Source organism: Sneathiella chungangensis (assembly GCF_009882935.1).
Lineage (GTDB): Bacteria > Pseudomonadota > Alphaproteobacteria > Sneathiellales > Sneathiellaceae > Sneathiella > Sneathiella chungangensis.
Genome location: NZ_WTVA01000015.1, coordinates 1,137,921 through 1,161,208, shown reverse-complemented (window position 1 = coordinate 1,161,208; position 23,288 = coordinate 1,137,921). Strand labels below are relative to the sequence as shown.

The window sequence follows — 23,288 nt, the reverse complement described above, 5'->3', positions numbered from 1 at the left end:
TGCTCTCGTCGCCGGAAAGGAAGATGGGAGTTCTCACAGCGATTGTTCAACCAACGACCTGTTTCTTGCGATGCTTCATTTTCAATTACCTTCATCGCGGCACGGTAAGAACGCAATCTGTCCGTTACAATCACTTGAGGTTTTCCATACCGTTTCATAAGTTTCTTAAGAAAAACAAGGGCTGCCTTGCGATCGCGGTGCTTAGAAACAAAGCATTCCAGCACTTCCCCCTCGTGGTCGACGGCACGCCACAGGTAATATGTCTCGCCATTGATCTTTACAAAAACTTCGTCCAGGTGCCATCGCCAGTTGGAGTCATTTGGGGAGGGATAAATACGTTTCTTTCGGATCTCGCGCGCAAACAGGGGGCCAAATCTATTCCACCAATAACGCACAGTCTCATGGCAAATATCGATGCCCCGTTCATGAAGAAGGTCTTCAACATTGCGAAGCGAAAGGGGAAACCTGACATACATCATCACCGCCAGGCGGATGATCTCGGGGGAGGTTTTGAAATAGCGAAATGGATTATGATTTTTCATTCAGGGAGAGTAGAAAATGACAAATAGGACGACAAGCTATTTTCTTCTGACAGCGCCCCCTCGTATTAAGCGTTAACTTGACAATGCCCCAGTTTGACGATCATTCAGAATCCGAATGTTCCCCATGCACAAACATCGATTTTTCACGGACGCCGAACCAGTCATCATATCTGTGAAGCGGCGCGCTCCGCGCCCGCTCGGTAAATGAAGGAGGTCATCCGGCACACCGCCATACACGGGACGACTGAGAAAAGACTTACAAGCAGGGAAATACAATGAAAACGATGATTAATGTGACTAAATTCGTCGGCGCGACAATGGTTATGCTGGCGCTGACCGGCCCGGCGTTCGCCGACGATGCATTTAATGTTAAGGAAATCGGCAGCTATCACGTCGGCGGCCGCGAGGTACACCTGGAAGGTCTGCCGGTGAAGATGCTGAAGTTCACGCCGGACGCTAAGCCGCTCAAGAGTGATCCGAACGGTCGTTTCGAGGTGGAGCAGATGTATGTGCAGTACGTACGTCTCGCCGATCCCAAAGCGAAGTATCCGCTGCTAATGTGGCACGGCGGCGGAATGAGCGGCGTTACATGGGAGACGAAACCGGATGGCCAACTTGGATGGCAATCCTTCTTCCTCAAAGCCGGTCATGACGTTTACGTATCGGATGCCATGGAGCGCGGCAGGGCATCCTGGGCGCGCTACCCCGAAATCTACAAGACGGAACCTTTCTTCCGGACTAAAGCCCAGGCGTGGACCATCTCCCGTATCGGACCGACCTTTGAAGGGCGGAAGGAATATGACGGCCAACAGTTTCCCACCGGCTCGTTCGACCAGCTCATGAAACAGGCCGTCCCACGCTGGGGTTCGGAAAATAACGCGCCAACTCAAGCTGCGTATGACGCCTACGTCCAGAAGCAATGTCCGTGCGTACTTATGCTGCATAGCCAGGCGAGCAGCTTCGGATTCAAGGAGGCATTGCGCCACCCCGACCTAATCAAGGCGATCATCGCCGTTGAACCGTCGGGCCGTATTGACGCATCGACCGATGAGCTAGCGAAGATGTCGGGCATCCCGCACCTTTTTATCTGGGGTGACTATCTGAAGGATGTGCCGATCTGGGGTGAAACCCTCCTACCGACGCTCGAATCCTATCAGGATGACCTGAAGAAAGCCGGCGTGCCGGTCACCGTCTGGCATCTTCCGGAGATGGGTATCAAGGGCAACACGCATATGATGATGATGGATCGGAACAGCGACGTAATCGCCGCGAAGATCCAGGATTGGATCAACGACGCGGGGCTTATGAAGTAGTGTGTTGGCGGGCCTTGGAATCGCCGATGTGCACCGGGTCCGACTGAATGATCTCCGCGCCAATCCAATCTCGGAAGCGTTTCAGCGGTGGATACTCTCCGCTTCCTGCAGGCCAGACGAGGTAGTATTCCCCGTCGCTGCTGCACGGCTCGCCGAAGGCACTCACAAGGCTGCCTTCGGCGAGTTCGGTCTCAACCAGAAAAATCGGCAGCAAGGCGATACCGAGACCAACCGACGCCGCACGGGCCATCGTCGCGAACTGATCGAACTGCATGCTGCGGACCTCGGACACCGGTACGTCGTGCCGTTTGAACCAATGTAGCCAGGCTTCCGGCCGCGATTCCAGATAAAGCAGCGGCGCATCAAGAAGAGCCGCTGGCGTCATCGGATCAAGGCCATCGCGCAGGTTCTTACTGCAACATGGCACAACCCATTCCTTCATCAAATGGACGCACTCTCCCCCTGGCCAGTCCGGCCTGCCGAAGTGAATGGCGGCATCAAAGCGCTCGAGCCCAAAGTCGAACGGTCGCAGACGTGTCGCCATATTGACGGTAATGCCGAGGTGCGAGGAAAGAAAACGGCCGAGCCTGGGCGCCAGCCATCGCGTCCCGAAGGTCGGCAGGATCGCCAAGTTCAGAACCCCGCCGTCGGGATTTGCCGTCAGATCAACGGATGCCCGTCCAATTCGATCGAGTGCGTCCTTTACTTCTAGTGCGTAAGCCTTCGCTCGGCTAGTTGGCATAAGACGTTTTCTCTCGCGGCGAAACAGTTCGACACCGAGTTGATCTTCGATCGCCTGTACCTGTCGGCTTACGGCGCCTTGTGTCAGAGACAGCTCACGCGCAGCTGCAGATATGCTACCGTTGCGTATCGTGGCCTCAAACGCGGCGAGAAGGCTTATCGATGGCAAGTATCGACGCGGAATACTCATAATATGCAATTTTTACATGTTAGTTGTGAAACCACAGTGATTTAAAAAGGGTATTGTTACGTCAATTGGCGCCAAAAAAGCTTCAGGTAATCTAAGGATCGCCTATTGGATCGCAAATTCCTTTATCGAAACCCGCTCCAGCAACAATGCGATCGCTTGGCCAACACTGATGTACATTGCGCATATAGCAAAGCCACCTCCTGTCCGGCAGAGGTATGTCGTGATCGTAGCAATGAGGCGTGCTCCGTTCACGCCGCCACTTCCAGAATTCGCGGTCTCAATGATTTTAAAATCCGGTTGAGTGCATCGACCAGCATATCGATCTCCAGCCGGGTCATCGGTGTCGACAGCGCCGCCGAACACGTGTGGATCATCATGAAACCTTCCTCGTAAAGAGACCGGACGATAGCGCCGACGACAGCTTTTTCTGCCGGTGCCTGAAAAGTTTCACGGAAGTTCTTCGGCGGTTCCGGCTTCAGGTGCACCCGAAACAGGGACCCAATCCCTGTTACACAAACCGGAATATCAAGCGTTCGAAACAGTTCGGTCAGATTCTTCCGCGCGTAATCTCCAAGCTCGTTCAACTTCGCTACCTCCGAAGGTCCGAAATACCGCAATGCCGTATACCCGGCTGTCATCGTCACCGGATTCGCTGAGAAGGTTCCTGATAGAGGCAGGGGCACTCCATACTCTCCGGATACAAAAACCTGCATCACGTCATTTACACCCGCAAGTGCACCGACTGGAAACCCGCCACCAATCATCTTTCCCATTGCAGTCAGATCCGGACGGACCTCATAGTGTGCTTGCATGCCACCGACCTCCGAGCGGAACGTGATGACTTCGTCAAATATCAACAAAGCGTGATTCTCAATCGTCCATCTTCTCAGAGCGTTCACGAAGTTTCCGGAAGCGGGGACCATGCAGACGCGGTGCGGCAGCGGGTCGATGACGACAGCGGCGATTTCGTGCGCATGCCGGTTCAATATCTTGAGGGCTACCTCGGTATCGTTGTACGGAATGACGATCGTATCATCGACAAGCCCTCTTGGCGTCCCTTTCGCAAGTGGAACGGCAGCAGGACAATCCGCTGCCCCCCAGTTTTCGGGACTGGGTGCTTGGCTGACCTCGGCGTAATCATAGGCGCCGTGGTATCCGCCTTCTACCTTCGCAATCTTGCTACGACCTGTATATGCCCGCGCAGCTTTCATGCCGGCCATCACGGCTTCGGTTCCGGAATTCACAAACCTGATCTTGTCGAAACTGTCAGATCGCCCGCAAAGCAGTTCCGCGAAGTCGATCTCGATTTCTGTTGCCATAGTAAATCCGGTACCGCGTCCGATTTGTTCGGAAACCGCTTCAACAATCGGCGGATAAGCATGCCCATGAATATGAGACGCGACATTATTCGCAAAATCTATTCTTTCGCGACCGTCGACATCTACGACGCGACACCCTTTCGCATAAGATGCATAGAGCATCGGACCATCATAAAGCAGCGTGTTTCTGCTCACGCCACCTGGAAGGAATTCCTGCGCCCGCGCAAAAAGCCTGGCGGATCTCGAAGCGGCATCAGGCATTTGTATTTATCCCTTCTGTTTTTCCGATATGAACTTTGGCCCCGGTTGCTTCGCATACTTCTTCGTAAGTAACACCCGGGGCGAGTCTGTTGAGCATGAACCCTCGATCGGTCACATCGATGACGGCAAGATTGGTATAGACACGATCAACGACGCCAGAACCGGTAAGCGGGTAACTGCAATACTCGACTAATTTGAAACGTTCGTCTTTGGTGACATGCTGAGTCATCACGTAAACCGTCTTTACGCCGGCAACCAAGTCCATGGCGCCGCCCACTGCCGGGATCGCGTCCGGCTCGCCGGTCGACCAGTTTGCGAGATCTCCGTTCTCCGCAACCTGCATCGCCCCCAAGACGCACACGTCGATGTGACCGCCCCTGACCATCGCAAAGCTATCAGCGTGGTGGAAAAAGCTTGCTCCGGGAACAATCGTTACAGGCTTCTTTCCCGCATTGATGAGATCTAGATCGACAGCGCCGGCCTTCGGCGTACCCCCCATTCCCAGCAATCCGTTCTCGGTGTGATATATAAACTCGCGGCCATTTGGCACGAACTTCGAGACCATTTCAGGCATGCCGATACCCAGATTAACGTAGGAACCATCCGCGATGTCCCCAGCTACCTGCTCAGCAATTTGCTCGCGTGTCCATCCTGAACGAGAGACCGTTGAAATATTCATGGGTAACTTATTCCATCCTCGATGAGCTGTGACTCCGATACCGGTGAAGGCACATGCACCAGCTTATTAACGAACACACCAGGCGTAATCACACATTCAGGATCAATTTCACCGGCTTTAACAATTTCGCTCGCCTGAACGATCGTTTCTAGTGCCGCCGTACACATAATTGGATTGAAGTTTCGTGCCGTTTTGTTGAAGGTCAGATTACCTTTCTCATCGGCGGTCGCACATTTGATAAGCGCTACATCGGCCTGAATGCCGAATTCGAGAACATAATCCCGACTATCTTTAAAGCGCCGCGACTCCTTGCCGATAGCGAGCTGGGTTCCGATTGAGGTGGCCGTAAAAAACGCAGGTATACCCGCGCCGCCTGCGCGGATACGCTCTGCAAGTGTTCCCTGAGGCACCAATTCGAGTTCAATGCTACCGGAACGATACAACTGCTCAAAAACTGTCGACCGACTTGATTTGGGGAACGAACAGATCATTTTCCTCACCTGCCGGTTTTTGATCAATGCTGCGAGCCCGACTTCTCCATTTCCGGCATTGTTATTGACTACAGTCAAGTCTCGGACGCCGTGATCGATGAGAGCATGGATCAGCTCAACTGGACTCCCCGCCTCACCAAATCCACCGATTAAAACGGTTGAACCCTCGCGAATACTTGATACGGCGTCGAAGCATGTATTGAGCACCGATACACTCATGGGCGCACCAGTTCGTCGATTTTGCCCTTGGCGCCTGCCCACTTCTCTGCATCTGGAAGCGGCGCCCGCCGTACGCTGATATTAGGGCAGGCCTCCGCCATCTCCCGGTTCAGATTCAAGAATACACTCTGGTCTGCCGTCAGGTCCGATTCATCCAGAATTGCATCAACTGGACACGCTGGCACACAAGCGGCACAATCGATACATTCATCCGGATGAATAGCTAGAAAATTTTCTCCCTCATAGAAGCAGTCGACAGGACAAACCTCTACGCAGTCCGTGTATTTGCAATTGATGCATTTATCTGTAACAACGAATGTCATAAGCGATCCTTCCCAATGCCTGAAAGCCGCATGCGTTTTAAAGACGATAGAATTCCGATCAAGATTGAAAGGTGCCGAGAACAACTAGGCGGCATTCTCTTGGCCGAGCAATCCGATGCCATACATGGAATAGAGTCCGGCTTCATCAAACAACACCCGGTCGTCGTATCCACTGAACCAGATAGCCTCGGGATTACGTCCTACAATCGTGACTTTCGCACGGTCCGGCGCTGACTCTGCAGATCGCAACAATTTAAAGATGACAACACCATTCTCAGCACCTGGCAAGCCCGGGATGGGCTCTTCGACAACGGCGGCTACTTCCGTCTTTCCTTTATAATGAGTGATCGACAGGCGAGCATGAGCCTCCGTTCCCGAAAGTCCTTTTTGTGATTCGTTCAGGATTTTCCATGCCTCTTCGATGGGCACATTGAAGGCTTTGTGACCGACAATATCCCGACCGCAAAAGAAATAATGATTTTCTACGCCGTTGCGCTTTAACTCACGTTGCATAATTCGAAGCGCATCGGGGTCATCATTAATATCTTTGATAATTGGTGCCTGATTGTCGATGTTGATCCAACTACGGGAACGAAGCCCTTTCACAGCAGCTCGAACATTCGAATTCCATTCAAGGCCGCCGTCGGGATTGCTGACGTAGTTACCTCCAGCATCTTTGACCAAAAACTCGTCTGGGTGATTAAAATGAACCATCATCCGAAGGTTTGTTTCTGGATAGGTCTCGTGAAACTTGTCAAGCATCGCGAAGAACGTCTCATCAAACCTGTCCGGGAAGAACGCTAACTCTTTTGTCCCAATCCGTATCGATTCGATTCCCGCCTCGGAAAGCGCGGCGAGCCACTGCGCGATATTCTTGTTTCCAAGAACCATCGGATCACCGCCGGACATCAAAATTTCGCGCAGCTTCTCTCGCCCAGTCGAAGGATGCCGGCCCCCGTTCGCATCGACTTCACGATTGTGATCGCGAATATAGGGAACAATTTCGCTAATTTTCGCGAGACCTTTCGGCGCCACCGTCCCGTCTTTGCGCTGAATTTCCTTCTTGGCGATGAGTTCTTCACGATAACAGAATCGGCAATGGGCCGAGCATGTGGAAGCGACATACAAAAGGCCAAGCTCATATTTGTGGATGAGACCTTCAACCGGGCTATAGGTCAACTGTTTCCCGGGGTCTTCTGACCCTGCAAGATCGACCGTTTCCTTTGGACTCGCCTTGATCAGTACCTGCAACGAGGGACTGTTTTTTGCTTTCTCAAAATAGTGGCGGGTGATTTTGACGGGCATACGTTTCTGCGTATCCCGATCCGAGTTATCGAGCGCTCTCAGAGCATCGAGTTCAGATTCGGAGTAAAACCCCTTCATCTCGTCCGGCACGTCGCCTGAAAAGAACTTCGCGAGCCCGGTAATGATCTCGCGATTGTATTTGCCGTTCTCGACCTGGTTGAGGAACGCGGTCTCGCGAGGTGTAGCTTGATATTCGTTGATCATTTCACATTACCATCTTTACATATATTCTTGCTTGTTTCGCTTTCAGAACGCAGAATTGCAGATCGCTTTTTCAGAGCGGCTTTGCTATATTCTCGTTTCAAAGCACCTCATTAAGGTGTTTTGATGAAATCAGTGTTACGCAGAACAGGAATCGTTACAAACCACAAATTTTCATAGATGAGATACAGATGGTAATGGATCACACCAGATTACGCTCCTTTGTCCCGAGCTCAAGTATGCTCGTCGCTTTTGACGCAGCGGCACAATTCAATAGCTTCACGATTGCTGCAAAGAGCCTGAATCTCACTCAGGGTGCAATCAGCCGTCAGGTACGTGCACTGGAAGAACAACTCGGCGTTCGGTTGTTCGAACGCAAAAACAAAACGATCACCTTGACGGATGCCGGACGTGCCTATGCCCGCGAAGTTAACCTGGCGCTCAAACGCATTCGCTCAGCGACATTGAGTGTCCAGACGAACCCGAGTTCTGGAATGCTAAACATTGCCATCTTACCCACTTTCGGAACTCGCTGGCTAATCCCGCGATTGAGCTCTTTTATCGAACAGCACCCTGGAATTACAATCAATTTCGTAACCAAATTGCACCCATTCGATATGTCCATGGAAGGGATTCATGCAGCAATACATTTCGGCAAGCCGGACTGGCACGGCGCCCAAGCGGTCTTTCTAATGCCAGACGAAGCTGTGCCAACAGCGTCGCCAGCTCTCATGCAAGACGATGGCAAAATTGCCGCTGATGTCATCGCCAATTATCCACTGTTGCATCTTGCCAGCAGGGCAGATGCATGGACCGAATGGTTTGCCGCTCATGATGTCGAACCGCATCATGACTCAGGTATGTTTTTTGAGCAATTTTCGTCAGCGACACAAGCCGCAGTCGCGGGACTTGGTATCGCTCTACTGCCCAAGTTCCTTATTCAACAAGAAATCAACAGTGGAGAACTGCTGGTTCTCATCGATGACGTTATCCCAACTGACGCCGCTTACTATTTGATGATCTCAAACCAGGACATCGACTATGGTCCCGTTATGGCATTTCGATCATGGATTCATGAGGCCACCGGTTCCACAGTGCCGCTAGGATAGACGGCTCGAGTGTACGGGTAGCTTGAAAGCGGTTGTGAAGAAAATGGCTCCGCAACATATAAAGCTATAGAAGCTCTATCCACAAAGGCCTCTAGGGTCATACTCTCGCTCCTATACCGAAAGCAAATATTGTGCAGCAGCAACAAACCATATTATCAAAGCCGACGTTTCTACTCCAGCCACGGCAGCGACGAAGAGCGACGTGTTTCGTACGTGTTAATATCCTCAATATTTTCGAGGCTGAGGCCTATTTCATCAGTTCCGTTTAGCAGGCATTTTCGACGGAAACCATCGACCTCGAAAGCCGTTTCTTCGCCATCAGGATCGACAATTACCTGTCTTTCCAGGTTCACTGTAAATGTGGCATTCGCGCCACGAGATGCCTTCTCCATCAACGGTTCAAGAACTTCACGCGGTAGCGTAATCAGGAGCATCCCATTCTTGAAACTGTTGGAGAAAAAAATATCAGCAAAACTTGGTGCAATGACGCAGCGAATACCAAAATCACGAATTGCCCAAGGTGCGTGTTCGCGGCTTGAGCCGCACCCAAAGTTCTCTCCTGCTATAAGAATTTCCGATGAACGGTGCGAGTCCTTGTTCAGGATAAAATCTGGATTCTCCGTGCCATCGTCCAAATACCGCAATTCATCAAACAGTGCTTCAGCCAGATTTCCCCGCTCTACGGACTTCAAGTGTTGCTTTGGAATAATTTTATCCGTATCGACATTGATCATATCGAGAGGCGCCGCTACGCCGGTAAGCTTATCGAATTTTTCCATTGTCAATCGGCCTGACCTGTAATTAGCTCACGCGGATCTTCGATGTAACCCGCAATTGCGCTCGCTGCCGCAGTGGCCGGACTCGCGAGATGAGTTCGACCGCCCCGCCCCTGACGGCCTTCGAAATTCCGGTTGGATGTCGAGACACATCGTTCTTCTGTTTGGAGCCTATCGGGATTCATTCCCAGACACATCGAACAACCTGGTTCACGCCATTCAAACCCAGCATCGACAAATACCTTGGCGAGTCCCTCCTCCTCTGCCTGGCGTTTAACAAGCCCCGAACCTGGCACGACCCACGCCCGAGTTCGGCTGTTCACCTGGCGTCCACGAACGACCGACGCAGCAAGGCGCAGATCCTCGATCCGCCCATTTGTACATGAGCCTACGAAAACCTGATCGATCGGCAATCCTCTCACGGGCTGCCCGGCTTCCAGCCCCATATACTCGAGCGAACGTTCGATCGCTCGGGTACGGATTGGGTCCTCAATGTGACTGGGATCCGGCACTTTTCCGAGGACCGAGATCCCATCCTCAGGGCTGGTGCCCCAAGTCACGAACGGCTCCAAACCATTCACGTCGATATCGGCCATCTTCGAATACTCCGCATCAGAATCAGGCAAAAAATTCTCCCAGTGTTCTAATGCAGCCTGCCAGTATTCTACACCCGGAGACAGGGGTCGTCCCTTGAGATACTCAAACGTCGTCTCATCCGGTTGCATAAGCCCTGCGCGTGCGCCGGCTTCGATGGTCATGTTGCAGATTGTCATGCGACTTTCCATCGACATCTTCTCGATTGCCGACCCCGAATACTCAATGACATGTCCGGTCCCGCCCGCAGTTCCGATGCGCGCGATTAATGACAAAACCACATCCTTCCCGTAGACACCGATAGGTAATACGCCATTAATTGACACATGATAGTTTTTTGCGCGCTTCTGAAGCAAAGTCTGTGTCGCCAGCACGTGCTCGACCTCGGACGTACCGATTCCAAAAGCCAGCGCTCCAAAAGCACCATGGGTCGACGTATGACTATCGCCACATACGACCAGCATGCCGGGATGCGTCATTCCTTGCTCGGGTCCGACTATATGGACGATTCCTTGACGCGGGTCATCGAGCGGGAAATATGGGATGCCCCAAGTCCGCGTGTTTTCCACCAACGCATCAACCTGTCTTTGCGAGACCGGGTCAGATATTCCACTTGAGAGCCTGTTTGGATCGGTGGGAACGTTATGATCTGCTACAGCGAGTATCGATTCCGGCTTTCGGACTGAACGTCCGGACGCAGCGATATTCTGAAAAGCCTGTGGGCTAGTGACTTCGTGAATTAGATGGCGATCGACATATAGCTGATACGTTTCATCATCAACCATACCGACTATATGGCTTTCAAAAATCTTGTCGTAAATCGATTTGCCCATTTTCCTCACCCAAACAAAAAAAATCGGACGACGCGGCAACCAAACGGTAAAGACTGGTTCCGAACATTAAAGGACCATTGTTACGGAAGGTGCCTTTTCGCCCATTTGCTGTGACACTGTGGCACCCAAGCGCGCGGCCGCATCCGGAATCTCCGCTTCGCTCAAAGCTCCGAAACTGACCCGCATGGTATTCAATGCTGGTTTGTCCGCAAAGAACAGCTCACCCGCAAAATAGGAAACTCCGTTCCGGATCGCCGTATAGAACATTTCGGTTGCATCAATCTCATCAGGTAGATGCAGCCAAACGTTCAAGCCACCGTCCGGTGCTAGAATCCGAGCCGTTCTCGGCAAGTTTGACTTTAAGCTCTTTACGAGTGCGGACTGCCGTTTGCTGTAGGTTTTAACCAGTTGATCGCGCACACTCAGCCAAACTTCACTCTTAAAATATGCGACGCCGAAAAGCTGAACCAGATTGGAAGAATGAAGCGTGCTCAAACTTCGGCTGGAAAGGACATTCTCGTACTCAGATCGCGGCACAAGAACGAATCCTAAACGAACTCCTGGCAGGTATGTTTTTGAAAATCCCCTGACATAAAACACACTGCAACTATTTCCTTCTTCCCTAGCGAGCGACCACAAGGTCGGAAGCGGTTCACCTGAGAAACGTAACTCTGGCGCATAATCGTCCTCAATAATAGGTAGGTTGTACCGAGCACAAATCTCGACGACCTGGCGCCTGCGTTCGAGACTCTGTGTCACGCCTGCCGGATTATGGAACGTCGGCATTGTGTAGAAAGCCTTCGGACCATGGGTCACGATGGCCTCCTCCAATGCTTCAGGAGACACGCCGTCATTCAGCATTTCGACCGTTACAGGCTGGATCCCTGAAGATCGTAGCAAATCCAACATACCGAAGTACGTTGGTCTCTCCATAATGATTTTGTCTCCGGCTCGCATGAGTGTGCGCGTCACGATATCCAATCCCTGCTGCGCGCCACTGGTAATAATAATCTCGTCTGTTGTAGCTTCCATGCCCTGCGCCGAGACATACACTAAAATCGCGCGACGAAGGTCAAGACTACCTGCCGACGAGGTATATTCGAACAATTCAGGGCCTGCCTTGCGGCTAACGTCTCGAAATGTTTTGTGGACATCAGGTGTCCATACCAAGTCACTTGAGGGATATGCTTTTGTCAGTTGAATTAGATGCTCAGACTGGCTAGCAGCCAGCATCTGTTGAAATGCTCGGTTGCCTGTAACCGTTCGCAAGTGTGATATCTCGGCCATGCTAGGATCTATCGGCCTAGAACTGCTAGCGTGGCGTTTGGCCGATGTATGTGCTATCACCGTCCCACCTCTGCCACGCCCAGTCAGGATACCGCGCCGAGACAACTCCCGGTATGCTCGCGACACCGTAACAGCGTTGACATTTAGATCATTTGCGAGCGCCCGCACAGATGGAAGGCGATCACCTTCCTTAAGAGTTCCTCGATCGACTTCACGAAGAATCATTCGCTCGATTCTCTGATAAATAGGGTCCGAACCATCTCTTGGTTCGTCCAGTGTATAGTTCGGCTTCCCCATTACTCCTCCACTGTTTTCGGTCGCGCAACATGATAGGCTTCCACAATACTAGCTGTCCGCCAGTATGCCACTTGGAATAAATTCTTCGCAAACAATCTGATCCGGTTTAAAGCCCATTGAGGCAAGTTTATCCTTGGCTGCTTCAACCATGATCGGCGGGCCGCACAAGTACGCGGCATCGTCGTCAGACAAACCATCGGCGTCACTACCATACAACAAGTCGACTGCAGTTCCAGCCGCATGAGGCCAAGATTTATCCGCATTCATCATGGACAGCCTGACATCGATGTTAGAGAAAACATCGCGAAGGTCTGCAAGCTCTGAAAGCATGAAGGCGTCCCCTGGATTCGTAACGCCGAAGCAAAGCACCATGTCACGCTCCGTATCCCCCCGGTACTCAAGCGTCTTCAGCATCGACAGCATGGGCGCCAATCCCGTGCCACCGGCGACCATAACAATACGCCCAGGGCGATCACGCAGATAAAAACTGCCATACGGCCCTTGAATCGTGATTTTGTCTCCGCTCTTGAGCCTTTTCAGGTAATTGGACATTTTTCCATTCGGCAACATGCGGATAAGGAACCCTAGGTGCGGCCAGTCCTCTAATGCGGTCGCGAACGAGAAACAACGGTCCTCGCCCGTTCCAGGAATTTTGATTCGAATGTATTGGCCTGGAAGAAAGTTGATCTTCACTGCCGGGCTATACTTGCACTTTAACCCGATAACCGTCTCGGAAAGCTTCTCAATGGCAACCACCTCGACCTTCTTGTTCTTAATCGGCAATAACTTCGACCGGTCGTACGGGGCTCGAAGCTTTAAAGTCGTCGTTGCCGGACGGGCGACGCAGGGTAGCGCCGCGCCGCCAGCCCGTTCGCTTTCCGACAGGGTGATGTCATGTCCCTCTGGGTACGAGACATTTCCATCATCCAAATCACACTTGCAGGTCTGACATTGACCTTGACGGCAGTCATATGCCATTGATATCCCCGCTTGACGCATGCCTTCCATGATCGACGTCCCGGCGTCTATTGGGACCATCGCAGTCTCTCCATCAGAGAACTCCAGCGTCACTTTTGCGCTTTCGCCCTTGCCAAGCGGTTCTCCTTGCGCTCGATTTGAAGTCGGCTCGGCGAGTTTGTTTACACTCTGCGGCGATGCTTGCTCGCTGAGCAGTGAGCCAAGCCGCATTTCGCATCGATTCAGATCTAGATCTGCGAAAAGCCCTTCCATCACAAATGGGTCTCCGTCCACGAACTTGCGCGCTTCGCGCTCACTTGTGAATCGAAGCAAATAGTGGCTACCGAGTTCATCGCCTGTTTCTTCATCAACATATGCCCCAGCCATGAGAATATGAGCCTCAAACTCGGCCAGATAATCTAAATGTGCCGACCGAAGTTCATGCCGCCGAAGTGATTTCGATGGGTCATCTACTCTGTGCAAAACAAAGAGCTGACCCTCTGATTGTAATTCCATCTTTTCTTGGTTCGTATTCATCTATGTTTAACTCCGGCTATCGAAATGCCGCTGCAGGAAAGACTGTAATCTCTCAGTCTTTGGATTATCCAAGACCTCTGACGGCACACCACTTTCCACAATCACGCCATGATCCATGAATATCACTTTGTCAGCGACTTCACGTGCAAATTGAATTTCGTGGGTAACAACGACCATTGTCATGCCGTCGGCCGCCAGCTGCCTCATCACGTTCAGCACCTCGCCGACGAGTTCAGGGTCCAGTGCCGACGTAACCTCGTCGAACAGCATAATTTTCGGCTCCATCGCCAGCGCCCGGGCAATCGCGACACGTTGCTGCTGTCCACCCGACAAATTGATTGGAAACGCATCTGCCTTTTCGGACAAACCTACCTTGGCGAGAAGGTCCATTGCCGTTTCACGGGCTTTCGTCTTGGAATGTCCAAGAACTTTTACCGGCGCCAGCATTATGTTCTTGAGCACGCTGATATGCGGGAACAGATTATAACTCTGATAGACAATCCCGACATGAGAGCGAAATCTGGCTATCTCCGATTCCGGCCGAACAGTTCGGCGCCCTTGGCCGTCAAATCTGTATCCGACCGTTTCGCCATCAATCCATATTTCTCCGCTATCGTACTGCTCGGTGAAATTCAGACATCGCAACATCGTCGACTTGCCCGACCCGCTCGGGCCGATCAATGCAACCACCTGTCCCTGGGTGACTTCGAAATTGATTCCCTTTAGGACTTGCAACTGACCAAACCATTTTTCGACGTCATTTACGTCAATAAAATGCCGCGCTCCTTCTGACCTGGTGAGAGCCGAGTCAGACAATGACTTGTCCTCTCTTCGCAATGCGACTTCCTGTATTTGACCGGCATTCATTATAGAGCCTCCTCTGAAGATCCAAGATTACGCTCAAGACGACGACCGACTTTTGCCATCGGATAGCATATGGCGTAATAAAACAGCATCACGGTGAGCAGAATAGTGAACGGCGCTCCCGTTCGCTCAGTTACCTCGCGCGCCGCTAGGGTAAGTTCCCAAACACCGACCACAGAGACAAAACTCGTGCACTTCACAAGGTGCACATAGTTGTTCAGCAACGGCGGGATACAGGAACGCAAAGCCTGGGGTAACAACACGTAGGTCATGATTTGCCAACGACGCAGGCCTAGTCCCTGAGCGGATTGCGTCTGCGCGTACGGCACTGCGAGAATTGCACCGCGCACGATTTCAGAAATCAACGCGGCACCATAGAAAACGAGGACGAGCAATACTGCGACGTAATCGTTTAGATACAATCCAAATGTGGGGAACGAGAAGTAGGCGACAAAAATTAGTACTAAGATCGGAACTCCACGGATCAAGAACACATACACGCTGATCAGCGGCCCAAAAACATGCTTATAAAGCACACTCATGACGCCCAATACGCTACCAACGGCCGTCGCCAGCAAAATGGTGGCAACGGAAAGCCAGACAGTCTGAAAAGCCGCCTTGGCCAAATATGGAAAAGCATCAATTAAAATGTCCATCAGATACCATACCTCCTGCGTCGAATTCCCTCCAGATACCGCACCACGAGGCCGAGCACAGACGTCGCCACAATGAATATCACGGCCACCATCAGGAAAAGGAAGTAAGTTGCCCCGCTTTGTTCCGAGAGAACTTTCGCTGTCATCGTTGCCTCCATTATTCCTATCGCGGCGACGATCGTCGTGTCTTTAAACAGCAAGATAACCTGATTACCGATTGCCGGAAGCATCTTGATCAGCGCCTGAGGAAGGATGATCGAATAAAACACCGTACGGCGTTTGAGTCCGAGCGCGACACCACACTGAACCTGATGTTTGTCTATTGAATTGATACCGCCGCGAAATATTTCCGCGAGGTAGGCGCCCTGCTGAAACGCCAGTGCCGCGACCCCACAGAAAAATGCCGACAGAGTGATTCCGATCAGTGGCAAACCGAAATACAGCACGAACAATTGCAATAGCACAGGCGTATAGCGGGCAAAATCAACCAGGACCTGGGACGCCATGCGTATCGGCGGAAGCTGCGAGCGCTGGCCGCCGACCAAAAGCCACGCCCAAATGAACGCAAACAGAATGCCGAAAACGGCCAGTTCTGCTGAAAGAGCCAATCCTGCCAGTAAATCCGGAAGCGTTCGTTCGATATAATATAGCTGCATGTTTCTAAAAAACTTTGTAAGATTGTGTTTGAGCTAACTTGTAAGTCTTCGTACCTGCAAGGTCGGTCGGCGGGGTCTGGACACCCCGCCGTCCGATGCCACGGGTTAGGGAGATACCCGCTCTGGCTCTACGCCAAACCATTTCTTAAAGATTGCGGTGTATTCCGCGTACAACGGCCCCCCTCGCATGCTTGCCACTAGTTGGTCGAGCGCCAGCCAAAGTGGAAAGTCGCCGTGCTTTGAGAATATCGCGTTGTAAGTCGGCTCACTAATCAAACCGGGAAGCACAAGCAGGTCGTCGCTGGTTGCCGCGAACCATTGCGCCTGCGGCAGGTCCATCTGGATCAGATCGACGCGGTTTGCCCGCAGCCCAAGTAACATCGGCGTCCAACCATCGAACGTTACCGGCGTTGTCTTCGGGAAATAGCGCTTGCGGCGCTCTTCCTGCTGCGGGTTCGTAATCAATCCGGCGCGGATACCGTCTTTGTTCAGGTCCGCAATCGTGCTGATCCCATCCGCTTTACGCACAACAACTGCAGTACCGCTGTTGATATATGGCCGCGTGAACGCCACCCGAAGCAGGCGCTCTGGATATACCGTCGTAACTTGAATGCCAAAGTCGATCTTTCCGGTATCGATATTCGACCATCTGGCCGAGAACGACTGCTTTACAAACTCAATCTTGTTCTCGTCCTTGAAAAAAGCCTTAGCAATAAGTTTAGCGACGTCGATCTCATATCCGACGAGTTCGTTCTTATCATCGATAAAGCCGAACGGGGGTGCTTCAGAAGTAACGCCGACGATCAGATATCCGCGCTCCTTTATCTCCTCAAGACGACTTTTCGTGCCATCTGCAATGGCAGCTGTTGCCATCGTGATCATGACCACGACGAGCGCGCCCATTTTTAGTAGTTTATGCATTTCAGCCTCCCTCTATAAGAGCTGGTTTCAATAGGTCCTGCGTCAGGCCCTCTACTCCTCGGGACCCGGGTTCCAGCCCGTTTTAGGCCAGTATGCATTGATTTCTTCCGCCTGTTGACCAAGCGTGAAGTGCTCCCAGATAAATCCGTTGGAATCTGTTTCGATCGTGAACGATGGCGCTGTGTCATCTTCAAAACCGAGATGCCTCAGCTTTCCTGCCTGACCAGCCACCTCGGAGATCGACAAGTTCAAGATCGGCGTAAGAAAGAGCGCATATTCCCCACCCGCAATGGCTCGCGGCGGAACACCCAGCCGTTCTGTGAATTCCGCGATGGCGTCCTCTAGATCATCAACAGCAAGGGCAATATGCACACGTTTTGCGTTTGTCGCTTTCGACATTTCTATAATCCTCTTTTTCCTTTGTCGCGGCACAGCTTATCACGAGTCTCGGAGAGTGCCGCGACGGTCGCAAGGATGTTCCGCGGATTCATCTGAACCGAACTCATCAACCCGATCCGAAAAGACAGACCGGCCAAGGCCCCGACGTTCCCTATGACGAAGATACCGAATGCTCTGCGCAACTCGTTCCGGAAGGCGGTTTCGTCAAGACCGTCCGGTACTTTCACGGCGAATACGGTACAAGAGAAATCCGCATCGTCTCCCGTTCCGGATATGTTTCGGTGTTCGTCTGCAATCAATTCAAAACCCTTCTCTCGCAACGACTTTAACAGCAATGCGCCGGCATCCGCATGCAGATGAAACCAGTTGTCTATGCCTTCACGCTCAATTTCTTCTATTGCCGCGTTGAAAGCGACAATTAAGGACGTCGGCTGCGTATAAGCCGGACGAACGATCTCCTGGAGATTGGCGTCGAACAGGTAACGCAGATTGAGGTGTCCCGGCCTCCCTGTTCCCGGCGCTCGTTCATACGTCGCCCACGCCTTCTCGCTCATCGTAATAATGCTGAGGCCCGGCAGGCTGCCAAATGTCTTCTGAGTACCGGTCACCGAGATATCGATCTTCCAATCATCGGTATTTACAGCGATTGCACCAGCCGAACACGCCGTATCCACGAAGAATATGGCATTATACTTGGCCACCACACCGCCGATCTCTCGGATTGCATTTTTAATCCCGGTACTCGTCTCTATATGAACCGCCGTTACCATATCTATATCAGGGTGCTGCGACAGAATTCGGTCGACTTCTTCGGCGTCAATTGGATGCCAGGGATTTGATTCATACACGATCACATCCGCACCGTGTGCACGGGCGTTGTCCGCAATGTAACTACCCCAGTAACCATTGCTTAGCGCCAGAATCTTGGCGCCGGGACCGATCATATTCGCCAACACAATATCAAGACCGACCCGGATCGAGCCGTGCATGATAAGCAGGTCCTGCTCCGTCCGCAGGACTCTTTTCACGCGATCGCAAAGATCCAGATAGATCGAGCGAAAATTTTCATGATGCGGTGAAAACGCAGCGCTCAACTGCGAGCGCAATACATGATCCGACACGTGAACCGGCCCCGTCGACATATTCAGTTCAGCATCGCTTGGTAAAGTGACATCTCTACCCGCCACCAACTCTTCATCTGATGCTCTCCGCGACATGCACCGCTCCTTGATAAATGTGTCTGACAAATTTAATTGTTGCATTAATGTATGCATATGAATTAAATGTTTGTCAACAATTAAAATGATTCTTTCTGCTCCGGACATTAACAATGAGACTCGTGCCTCCAAGCCATCACACTCGTATAGTCGTCGTCACAGCACGGCGCGGCCCCATGTCAAACGTATGTAAAGCCTTGATGAATGGGGTTGAATTAGCATTTAGACAGCTAAGAGACATTGGCGACCTTAGCGAGAAAATACGGCCTGAAATTTATGATGACGCATGCGATGCTTCTCAAGCAATCCGCAAGGCGATTGGGATTTTCAGCACTGATACGCGTTTTGTTATAGTACATTTATGCTCGGATGCAACAAGCGCCGCTTTGAATATTTACCGAGCAGCAGGCATGCTGCATCTCATCCCGGCTGCGACAAGCAACGGCATACACCTATCCGATAACGGTCTCCAGTTCAGGATCTGTGGCAATGATGGGCGGCAAGCCGAACTCATGATCGACTATGCAACGGCTGAGTTTCCGAGACATGCTTTTGCGATCGTTGCAGAAGCTGGCGTCACCGGCGACAGCCAGAAACAGGCGCTGCTCGATCGTTTGAAGCATCACCGCCGCAAAACGTGCAAAGTTCTTTACATCGAGAGGGATACAAATCTCGCAAAAATCTTCCGTGGTGCAGATTCAAACTATCCACGGGCCATTTTTTACGCTGGGCATAATGCTGAAATTATGCGCCGCGTCCTGCTTCACCTAGGCGTCACCCAACCAAATAGCCTCTTACTTTGTTTCGAGGCTGGCGGGAACGTTGATCTTACCGGCCTCTCTGCCAGTGCTCGGCGGACGCTAAGGTTCGTTCGCTTGCTGCCCAACGGACAGAACACTGGATCGGATGACCAATTCCAGCAGTATCGGCTTCTCGGCCAAGCCGCTGGGGAGGTTTTGCTTGAGGCGTTGACCCGCTCGGCGAGCCCCAAACCTCCTGATGTCGCCATGATTATTCACGGCTACCAGTTCGAGACATGTATTGGAAGGCTATCGTTCGACAGCGACGGTGAGAGCTCCGGCCATCATTATGCCGTAGTTGAGCCGGCGGCCGCGCTATGAGTATCACCAATTGGACTCTATTCATCCTGATCAGCATCGCACCAGCGTTAAGCCCTGGCCCGGCGATGCTGCTCGCACTCCACAATACTGTCCGGTTTGGCGGTCGAGCCACGGCTTGGTCAGCACTAGGTAATAGCATCGGCCTACTCATCCTTGGTTTTGCCGTTACATTTGGGCTGGGCATGCTGTTGAATACGGCGCCGACTGTATTCATGCTAGTCAAATGGTGTGGAGCTGGCTATCTGATCGTACTCGGCATTCGCAATTTGATCGCGCGCGATCCGAATTCTCCTGCCGTTACATTAGAGGCACGGAACCAAATCCAACCTCGGGCACTATTCATTGAGGCTTTGGTTGTAGCTGTGACGAACCCAAAAGCCATTCTGTTGTTGTCTGCGCTGTTTCTCCCGTTCTTGGCGCCGAACATACCAATGCTGCCACAGGCTGCCATCATGGGATTTACTTTTTCGATATTGTGCTATCTAGCTCACATGATAATCGTTGTGCTAGTCCGACTGTTCCATCGCCAGTTTTTGTCACAACGAGGATTGAAGCTTGTGCAACTAGGAACTGGCTGGGCATTTGTTGTGTATGGCTTGGCGTTTCTTACGCTAGTTCAATAACTGCCGTCATACTGGTGTGCATTCATGCTTACTTTGAGATACACTAATTTGGGCGGTGTCAGACGAATGCGATTACGTCTCAGTTTAGCGCAAAATGGCTCAAACCTGCCCCTATTATGCCGCGCTAAGTTGTTGCCACTCGGCCAGCGCGGCATGGCGTTGAAGCTTGAATATTTTTCGCTTGGTTAGGTGACGCTCATGTTTGAAATGATTGTGGAGGGACGCGTGAGTGGAAACGAATTTTTTTAAGCTTTGCATGCGCCTGAGGTTCAGCATCGTCTACTCTCGTCGCCGGAACGGGAATTGGGAGTTTTCACATCGATTATCCTACTAGTGGCTCCTTACAATCGCCAGCTGCCTACGGCCTCTCCTCCCACCAGTCAGGCCAGCTGACCTTCCAGGGCGTCCGTGTTGCTTTGACGATAGTGCGCTGCTTCTCCCGGGTGAGACGCCGCTCCCCGAGGCGTTCGAGGGCGGCCTCGACAATCCAGGGCTCCAACGCCATACGGGCGGTGTCTCGATAAGCATCAAGTTTCTTTGCCATCCGCAAAGGTTCGAGGGCTGTGTTGACGCTCCCGGGCGAGACCGCGTTTATAATCATCTCGGAGAAACCCGGATCATTGACGGCCCGCAGCGCTTTCCCTTCCGCGATAATAGTCATGGTATACCGGGCAGCCGAGATATCCCCTTCCAGCCCGCGCTTGGTAATCCGCAGTATGAAAGCTTCCTCCGCTGTGACTTTGCGCTCAACGCCTTCCTCCCGGATCGTCACCAGCTGGCCCAGTACCGCCTCATAGGGCGCTTCGCTGTAGCGTCCCCTCGGACGACCCTTTGGATTGCCGCTCTGGCCCTTCTTAAATCGCGTCGCGACAGGCGGCTTTTTATACCCCGCCTCCCTGTCGCCTCCGCTTCCATCATCCATCATACGTCCGTCCCTCTCGGCCAGTTCAGACTATCCGGATCCCGTGTACAGCGACGAATATCCGCGACTTCCGTTTCGATCAGCTTCTGGCCCCCGCGACGCCGGCTCAACGCCGCCTGCACCGCCCAGGGCTCGAGCAACATTTGTGGCCGATCTGCCTTAATGTCCTGACGCCTGGGGTCAAGAGCTGTAATTTCAAGCAGCAACAGGGCGTCATCCGCATTGGCGGGATCTGTCGTTATCCTGGACGTCACCACTTGCGGAGATTTCCGTTGGTTTTCTGCTGCAAAGTATTTGTCTCTTTTTGCAATCCATTTCAGCACCTCACGCTGCGCCGAACGGTTCCCCTCCAAGGCCTGTTGAAGCGTGTGTTGCTGCAAAGCTTCTTCCATGGTGATCTCACGCGGAACTCCACCGCGCATAACCGTGAGGGTCTTGTCCAGGATCACTTCGACGGCAGACGTTTTGGAAGTCTCAACTTTCGATTTCGGGCGACCCTTGAGGTTTCCGCTCTGGCCCTTCTTGAACCGCCCCGAGACGGGAGGATTGCCTCGTGTTGGTTTGTCCGTCATTTCCTCTCTCTCCTCAAGGCGTGGCTCCTTGCCCGACAGCGCAGACCATCGCTCAAGGGCGACATCGACATAGGCCGGATCAATCTCCACACCGCGGAAGCGGCGCCCTGCCCGTTCGGCCGCAATCAGGGTCGTGCCCGAGCCCAGAAAGATATCGAGGACGAGGTCCCCATGCCGGGTTATATCCTTGATCGCATCCGTCACCAGTCCCGTCGGCTTGACCGTGGGATGCAGCACAAGATCCTCGCGGCGGCTCCCACGGAAGGAATTGACCGACGCATAATCCCAGACATTGGTCCGGTTGCGGCCATGCTTGCCAAGTTCCACCATATTGAGATGCGCCGCCTCCCCGACCCGATAGACAAATATCAGTTCATGCTTCGAGCGATAGAGCGAACCCATGCCGGCATTGGACTTGTTCCAGATGCAAAGATTAAGAAAGGCCCCATAGATATCATGGGCAACAGCGGTTACATCCTCCATATGCCGCCAGTCCATACAGACAAAGTGAACGGCGCCATCGCGGGAGACAGTGGCGCAGGCGCCGAGTGTCTCTTTGAGGAAGGTGCGGAACTCTGTCTCACTCATCTCGCCCGAGGCCATGGCGAACTCCCGATGCCGGTCGCCGGTATTGGCATGACCACTGATCCGGACATTATAGGGTGGATCGAGGAAGGCCGCATCGACCTGTGCATCTGTACCAACCACTCTTTTTAAGAAGGCAGGTTCCCGGCCATCGCCGCAACCGATACGGTGATCGCCCAGTATCCAGATATCCCGCGCTTTGGTTCTGGGCGTTTCCGGAACGGCGGGAATAACCTCATCATCGGGATCATCCTGCCCGTCCAGGATTACATCGATCTCTCCTGTCGAGAACCCGGTGAGCGTCACATCCATATCGACATCAAGCGTGGCGAGTTCAGAAAGCTCCAGCTTCAGCACCTCGAGATCCCAGCCGGCATTAAGCGCTATCTTGTTATCCGCCAGGCGAAGGGCGCGCTTTTGCGTTTCTGTGAGTCCCGTGAGGGTAATAACCGGCACTTCATTCAGGCCCATCGCCTTAGCTGCAAGCAAGCGTCCGTGTCCGGCAATCAGATTGCCTTGAGGATCAGCCAGGATCGGGTTGGTAAAACCGAACTCCTCGATCGACGCTCTGATCTGCTCGATCTGCTTTTTCGAATGGGTGCGCGCATTTCTCGGATCCGGCACCAGATCGCTTAACCGAAGATAGGTCACGCTCAACTGGTTTTTAATGTCTGGCCCTTCATTCATCTCGTATATCCAATGACATAATTACACCATATGTAGTATTTTATAGAAGAATCCAATAGCCGCCAACCTTTATAGCCCTCAACGGGGGAGA

Annotated in this window: 23 protein-coding genes and 1 pseudogene; 4 read left to right on the top strand and 20 right to left on the bottom strand. The window is 52.4% G+C overall.

What is annotated here, in order from left to right; translation table 11 throughout:
• Nucleotides 1-542, bottom strand: a 542-nt coding sequence (locus GQF03_RS18645; RefSeq protein WP_161340800.1) for an IS6 family transposase, incomplete at its 3' end; no start/stop codon positions are given.
• A gap of 284 nt (nt 543-826) precedes the next feature.
• Here GQF03_RS18645 and GQF03_RS18640 point away from each other — a divergent pair.
• The gene (locus tag GQF03_RS18640; RefSeq protein WP_162858502.1) at nt 827-1,855 is read left to right on the top strand and encodes an alpha/beta hydrolase; all 1,029 of its coding nucleotides are present in this window, start codon (nt 827-829) and stop codon (nt 1,853-1,855) included.
• On the opposite strand, the gene GQF03_RS18635 is transcribed toward GQF03_RS18640, so the two are convergent.
• From GQF03_RS18635 to GQF03_RS18610, 6 genes are all read right to left on the bottom strand, one after another.
• The gene (locus GQF03_RS18635) at nt 1,845-2,786 is read right to left on the bottom strand and encodes a LysR family transcriptional regulator (RefSeq protein WP_161340799.1); all 942 of its coding nucleotides are present in this window, start codon (nt 2,784-2,786) and stop codon (nt 1,845-1,847) included. The two genes, GQF03_RS18640 and GQF03_RS18635, sit on opposite strands and share 11 nt — an antisense overlap.
• Nucleotides 2,787-3,034: 248 nt before the next feature.
• Complete coding sequence (locus GQF03_RS18630; protein ID WP_161340798.1) at nt 3,035-4,366, bottom strand: aspartate aminotransferase family protein; 1,332 nt, start codon at nt 4,364-4,366, stop codon at nt 3,035-3,037.
• Nucleotides 4,359-5,045: a 3-oxoacid CoA-transferase subunit B gene (locus GQF03_RS18625; protein WP_161340797.1), complete on the bottom strand. Its 687-nt coding sequence runs from the start codon at nt 5,043-5,045 to the stop codon at nt 4,359-4,361. Before GQF03_RS18625 ends, GQF03_RS18630 begins: the two co-directional genes overlap by 8 nt.
• A complete protein-coding gene (locus GQF03_RS18620; RefSeq protein ID WP_161340796.1) occupies nt 5,042-5,755 on the bottom strand; it encodes a 3-oxoacid CoA-transferase subunit A in 714 nt (237 codons plus the stop codon). Before GQF03_RS18620 ends, GQF03_RS18625 begins: the two co-directional genes overlap by 4 nt.
• Nucleotides 5,752-6,078, bottom strand: coding sequence for a ferredoxin FdxA (gene fdxA / locus GQF03_RS18615; protein ID WP_161340795.1), 327 nt, complete (start codon nt 6,076-6,078; stop codon nt 5,752-5,754). Before fdxA ends, GQF03_RS18620 begins: the two co-directional genes overlap by 4 nt.
• Before the next feature lie 84 nt (nt 6,079-6,162).
• Nucleotides 6,163-7,587, bottom strand: coding sequence for a KamA family radical SAM protein (locus GQF03_RS18610; protein WP_161340794.1), 1,425 nt, complete (start codon nt 7,585-7,587; stop codon nt 6,163-6,165).
• Nucleotides 7,588-7,781: 194 nt separating this feature from the next.
• Here GQF03_RS18610 and GQF03_RS18605 point away from each other — a divergent pair, with 194 nt between their 5' ends.
• Nucleotides 7,782-8,693 carry a LysR family transcriptional regulator gene (locus GQF03_RS18605; RefSeq protein WP_380743732.1) on the top strand — a complete coding sequence of 304 codons (912 nt, stop codon included), beginning with the start codon at nt 7,782-7,784 and terminating at the stop codon, nt 8,691-8,693.
• Between the two features lie 170 nt (nt 8,694-8,863).
• On the opposite strand, the gene leuD is transcribed toward GQF03_RS18605, so the two are convergent.
• The 11 genes and pseudogenes from leuD to GQF03_RS18555 all read right to left on the bottom strand — a co-directional run bounded on the left by leuD (nt 8,864) and on the right by GQF03_RS18555 (nt 18,795).
• Nucleotides 8,864-9,472 carry a 3-isopropylmalate dehydratase small subunit gene (gene leuD, locus GQF03_RS18600; protein WP_161340792.1) on the bottom strand — a complete coding sequence of 203 codons (609 nt, stop codon included), beginning with the start codon at nt 9,470-9,472 and terminating at the stop codon, nt 8,864-8,866.
• Between the two features lie 2 nt (nt 9,473-9,474).
• Entirely contained in the window at nt 9,475-10,896 is a 1,422-nt protein-coding gene (leuC, locus tag GQF03_RS18595) for a 3-isopropylmalate dehydratase large subunit (protein ID WP_161340791.1), read from the bottom strand.
• A 66-nt stretch (nt 10,897-10,962) separates the two neighbouring features.
• Entirely contained in the window at nt 10,963-12,183 is a 1,221-nt protein-coding gene (locus GQF03_RS18590; protein WP_240958588.1) for an aminotransferase-like domain-containing protein, read from the bottom strand.
• A gap of 66 nt (nt 12,184-12,249) precedes the next feature.
• A pseudogene (locus tag GQF03_RS19235) lies at nt 12,250-12,480 on the bottom strand (GntR family transcriptional regulator); the annotation flags it as partial.
• A gap of 48 nt (nt 12,481-12,528) precedes the next feature.
• Nucleotides 12,529-13,974 carry an FAD-binding oxidoreductase gene (locus tag GQF03_RS18585; protein ID WP_161340789.1) on the bottom strand — a complete coding sequence of 482 codons (1,446 nt, stop codon included), beginning with the start codon at nt 13,972-13,974 and terminating at the stop codon, nt 12,529-12,531.
• Nucleotides 13,975-13,980: 6 nt separating this feature from the next.
• The gene (locus GQF03_RS18580; protein WP_161340788.1) at nt 13,981-14,841 is read right to left on the bottom strand and encodes an amino acid ABC transporter ATP-binding protein; all 861 of its coding nucleotides are present in this window, start codon (nt 14,839-14,841) and stop codon (nt 13,981-13,983) included.
• Nucleotides 14,841-15,494 carry an amino acid ABC transporter permease gene (locus tag GQF03_RS18575; RefSeq protein WP_161340787.1) on the bottom strand — a complete coding sequence of 218 codons (654 nt, stop codon included), beginning with the start codon at nt 15,492-15,494 and terminating at the stop codon, nt 14,841-14,843. Before GQF03_RS18575 ends, GQF03_RS18580 begins: the two co-directional genes overlap by 1 nt.
• The gene (locus GQF03_RS18570; protein ID WP_161340786.1) at nt 15,494-16,150 is read right to left on the bottom strand and encodes an amino acid ABC transporter permease; all 657 of its coding nucleotides are present in this window, start codon (nt 16,148-16,150) and stop codon (nt 15,494-15,496) included. Before GQF03_RS18570 ends, GQF03_RS18575 begins: the two co-directional genes overlap by 1 nt.
• 105 nt (nt 16,151-16,255) lie before the next feature.
• Entirely contained in the window at nt 16,256-17,071 is an 816-nt protein-coding gene (locus GQF03_RS18565; RefSeq protein WP_161340785.1) for a transporter substrate-binding domain-containing protein, read from the bottom strand.
• A gap of 51 nt (nt 17,072-17,122) precedes the next feature.
• Entirely contained in the window at nt 17,123-17,470 is a 348-nt protein-coding gene (locus GQF03_RS18560; RefSeq protein WP_161340784.1) for a VOC family protein, read from the bottom strand.
• Between the two features lie 2 nt (nt 17,471-17,472).
• A complete protein-coding gene (locus GQF03_RS18555) occupies nt 17,473-18,795 on the bottom strand; it encodes a pyridoxal-phosphate-dependent aminotransferase family protein (RefSeq protein ID WP_161340783.1) in 1,323 nt (440 codons plus the stop codon).
• Nucleotides 18,796-18,800: 5 nt separating this feature from the next.
• Here GQF03_RS18555 and GQF03_RS18550 point away from each other — a divergent pair, with 5 nt between their 5' ends.
• Nucleotides 18,801-19,808, top strand: coding sequence for an ABC transporter substrate-binding protein (locus tag GQF03_RS18550; protein WP_277346422.1), 1,008 nt, complete (start codon nt 18,801-18,803; stop codon nt 19,806-19,808).
• Entirely contained in the window at nt 19,805-20,431 is a 627-nt protein-coding gene (locus tag GQF03_RS18545; RefSeq protein WP_161340781.1) for a LysE family translocator, read from the top strand. The genes GQF03_RS18550 and GQF03_RS18545 overlap by 4 nt, the downstream gene beginning before the upstream one ends.
• Nucleotides 20,432-20,789: 358 nt before the next feature.
• Here GQF03_RS18545 and GQF03_RS18540 read toward each other — a convergent pair whose 3' ends face one another.
• On the bottom strand, nt 20,790-21,356 hold the full coding sequence (locus tag GQF03_RS18540) for a DUF5681 domain-containing protein (protein WP_161340780.1): 567 nt from the start codon (nt 21,354-21,356) through the stop codon (nt 20,790-20,792).
• Nucleotides 21,353-23,197, bottom strand: coding sequence for a DNA methyltransferase (locus GQF03_RS18535; protein WP_161340779.1), 1,845 nt, complete (start codon nt 23,195-23,197; stop codon nt 21,353-21,355). Before GQF03_RS18535 ends, GQF03_RS18540 begins: the two co-directional genes overlap by 4 nt.
• Between the last annotated feature and the right edge of the window lie 91 nt (nt 23,198-23,288).

What these genes read in the sequence shown, in the direction of transcription:
- GQF03_RS18620 (WP_161340796.1), bottom strand. Translation starts at nt 5,755, where the DNA reads ATGAGTGTATCGGTGCTCAATACATGCTTCGACGCCGTATCAAGTATT.
- GQF03_RS18540 (WP_161340780.1), bottom strand. Translation starts at nt 21,356, where the DNA reads ATGATGGATGATGGAAGCGGAGGCGACAGGGAGGCGGGGTATAAAAAG.
- fdxA (WP_161340795.1), bottom strand. Translation starts at nt 6,078, where the DNA reads ATGACATTCGTTGTTACAGATAAATGCATCAATTGCAAATACACGGAC.
- GQF03_RS18605 (WP_380743732.1), top strand. Translation starts at nt 7,782, where the DNA reads ATGGATCACACCAGATTACGCTCCTTTGTCCCGAGCTCAAGTATGCTC.
- GQF03_RS18535 (WP_161340779.1), bottom strand. Translation starts at nt 23,197, where the DNA reads ATGAATGAAGGGCCAGACATTAAAAACCAGTTGAGCGTGACCTATCTT.
- GQF03_RS18575 (WP_161340787.1), bottom strand. Translation starts at nt 15,494, where the DNA reads ATGGACATTTTAATTGATGCTTTTCCATATTTGGCCAAGGCGGCTTTT.
- GQF03_RS18640 (WP_162858502.1), top strand. Translation starts at nt 827, where the DNA reads ATGATTAATGTGACTAAATTCGTCGGCGCGACAATGGTTATGCTGGCG.
- GQF03_RS18550 (WP_277346422.1), top strand. Translation starts at nt 18,801, where the DNA reads ATGAGACTCGTGCCTCCAAGCCATCACACTCGTATAGTCGTCGTCACA.
- GQF03_RS18585 (WP_161340789.1), bottom strand. Translation starts at nt 13,974, where the DNA reads ATGAATACGAACCAAGAAAAGATGGAATTACAATCAGAGGGTCAGCTC.
- GQF03_RS18555 (WP_161340783.1), bottom strand. Translation starts at nt 18,795, where the DNA reads ATGTCCGGAGCAGAAAGAATCATTTTAATTGTTGACAAACATTTAATT.
- GQF03_RS18610 (WP_161340794.1), bottom strand. Translation starts at nt 7,587, where the DNA reads ATGATCAACGAATATCAAGCTACACCTCGCGAGACCGCGTTCCTCAAC.
- GQF03_RS18565 (WP_161340785.1), bottom strand. Translation starts at nt 17,071, where the DNA reads ATGCATAAACTACTAAAAATGGGCGCGCTCGTCGTGGTCATGATCACG.
- leuC (WP_161340791.1), bottom strand. Translation starts at nt 10,896, where the DNA reads ATGGGCAAATCGATTTACGACAAGATTTTTGAAAGCCATATAGTCGGT.
- GQF03_RS18545 (WP_161340781.1), top strand. Translation starts at nt 19,805, where the DNA reads ATGAGTATCACCAATTGGACTCTATTCATCCTGATCAGCATCGCACCA.
- GQF03_RS18560 (WP_161340784.1), bottom strand. Translation starts at nt 17,470, where the DNA reads ATGTCGAAAGCGACAAACGCAAAACGTGTGCATATTGCCCTTGCTGTT.
- GQF03_RS18570 (WP_161340786.1), bottom strand. Translation starts at nt 16,150, where the DNA reads ATGCAGCTATATTATATCGAACGAACGCTTCCGGATTTACTGGCAGGA.
- GQF03_RS18625 (WP_161340797.1), bottom strand. Translation starts at nt 5,045, where the DNA reads ATGAATATTTCAACGGTCTCTCGTTCAGGATGGACACGCGAGCAAATT.
- leuD (WP_161340792.1), bottom strand. Translation starts at nt 9,472, where the DNA reads ATGGAAAAATTCGATAAGCTTACCGGCGTAGCGGCGCCTCTCGATATG.
- GQF03_RS18590 (WP_240958588.1), bottom strand. Translation starts at nt 12,183, where the DNA reads ATGGCCGAGATATCACACTTGCGAACGGTTACAGGCAACCGAGCATTT.
- GQF03_RS18630 (WP_161340798.1), bottom strand. Translation starts at nt 4,366, where the DNA reads ATGCCTGATGCCGCTTCGAGATCCGCCAGGCTTTTTGCGCGGGCGCAG.
- GQF03_RS18580 (WP_161340788.1), bottom strand. Translation starts at nt 14,841, where the DNA reads ATGAATGCCGGTCAAATACAGGAAGTCGCATTGCGAAGAGAGGACAAG.
- GQF03_RS18635 (WP_161340799.1), bottom strand. Translation starts at nt 2,786, where the DNA reads ATGAGTATTCCGCGTCGATACTTGCCATCGATAAGCCTTCTCGCCGCG.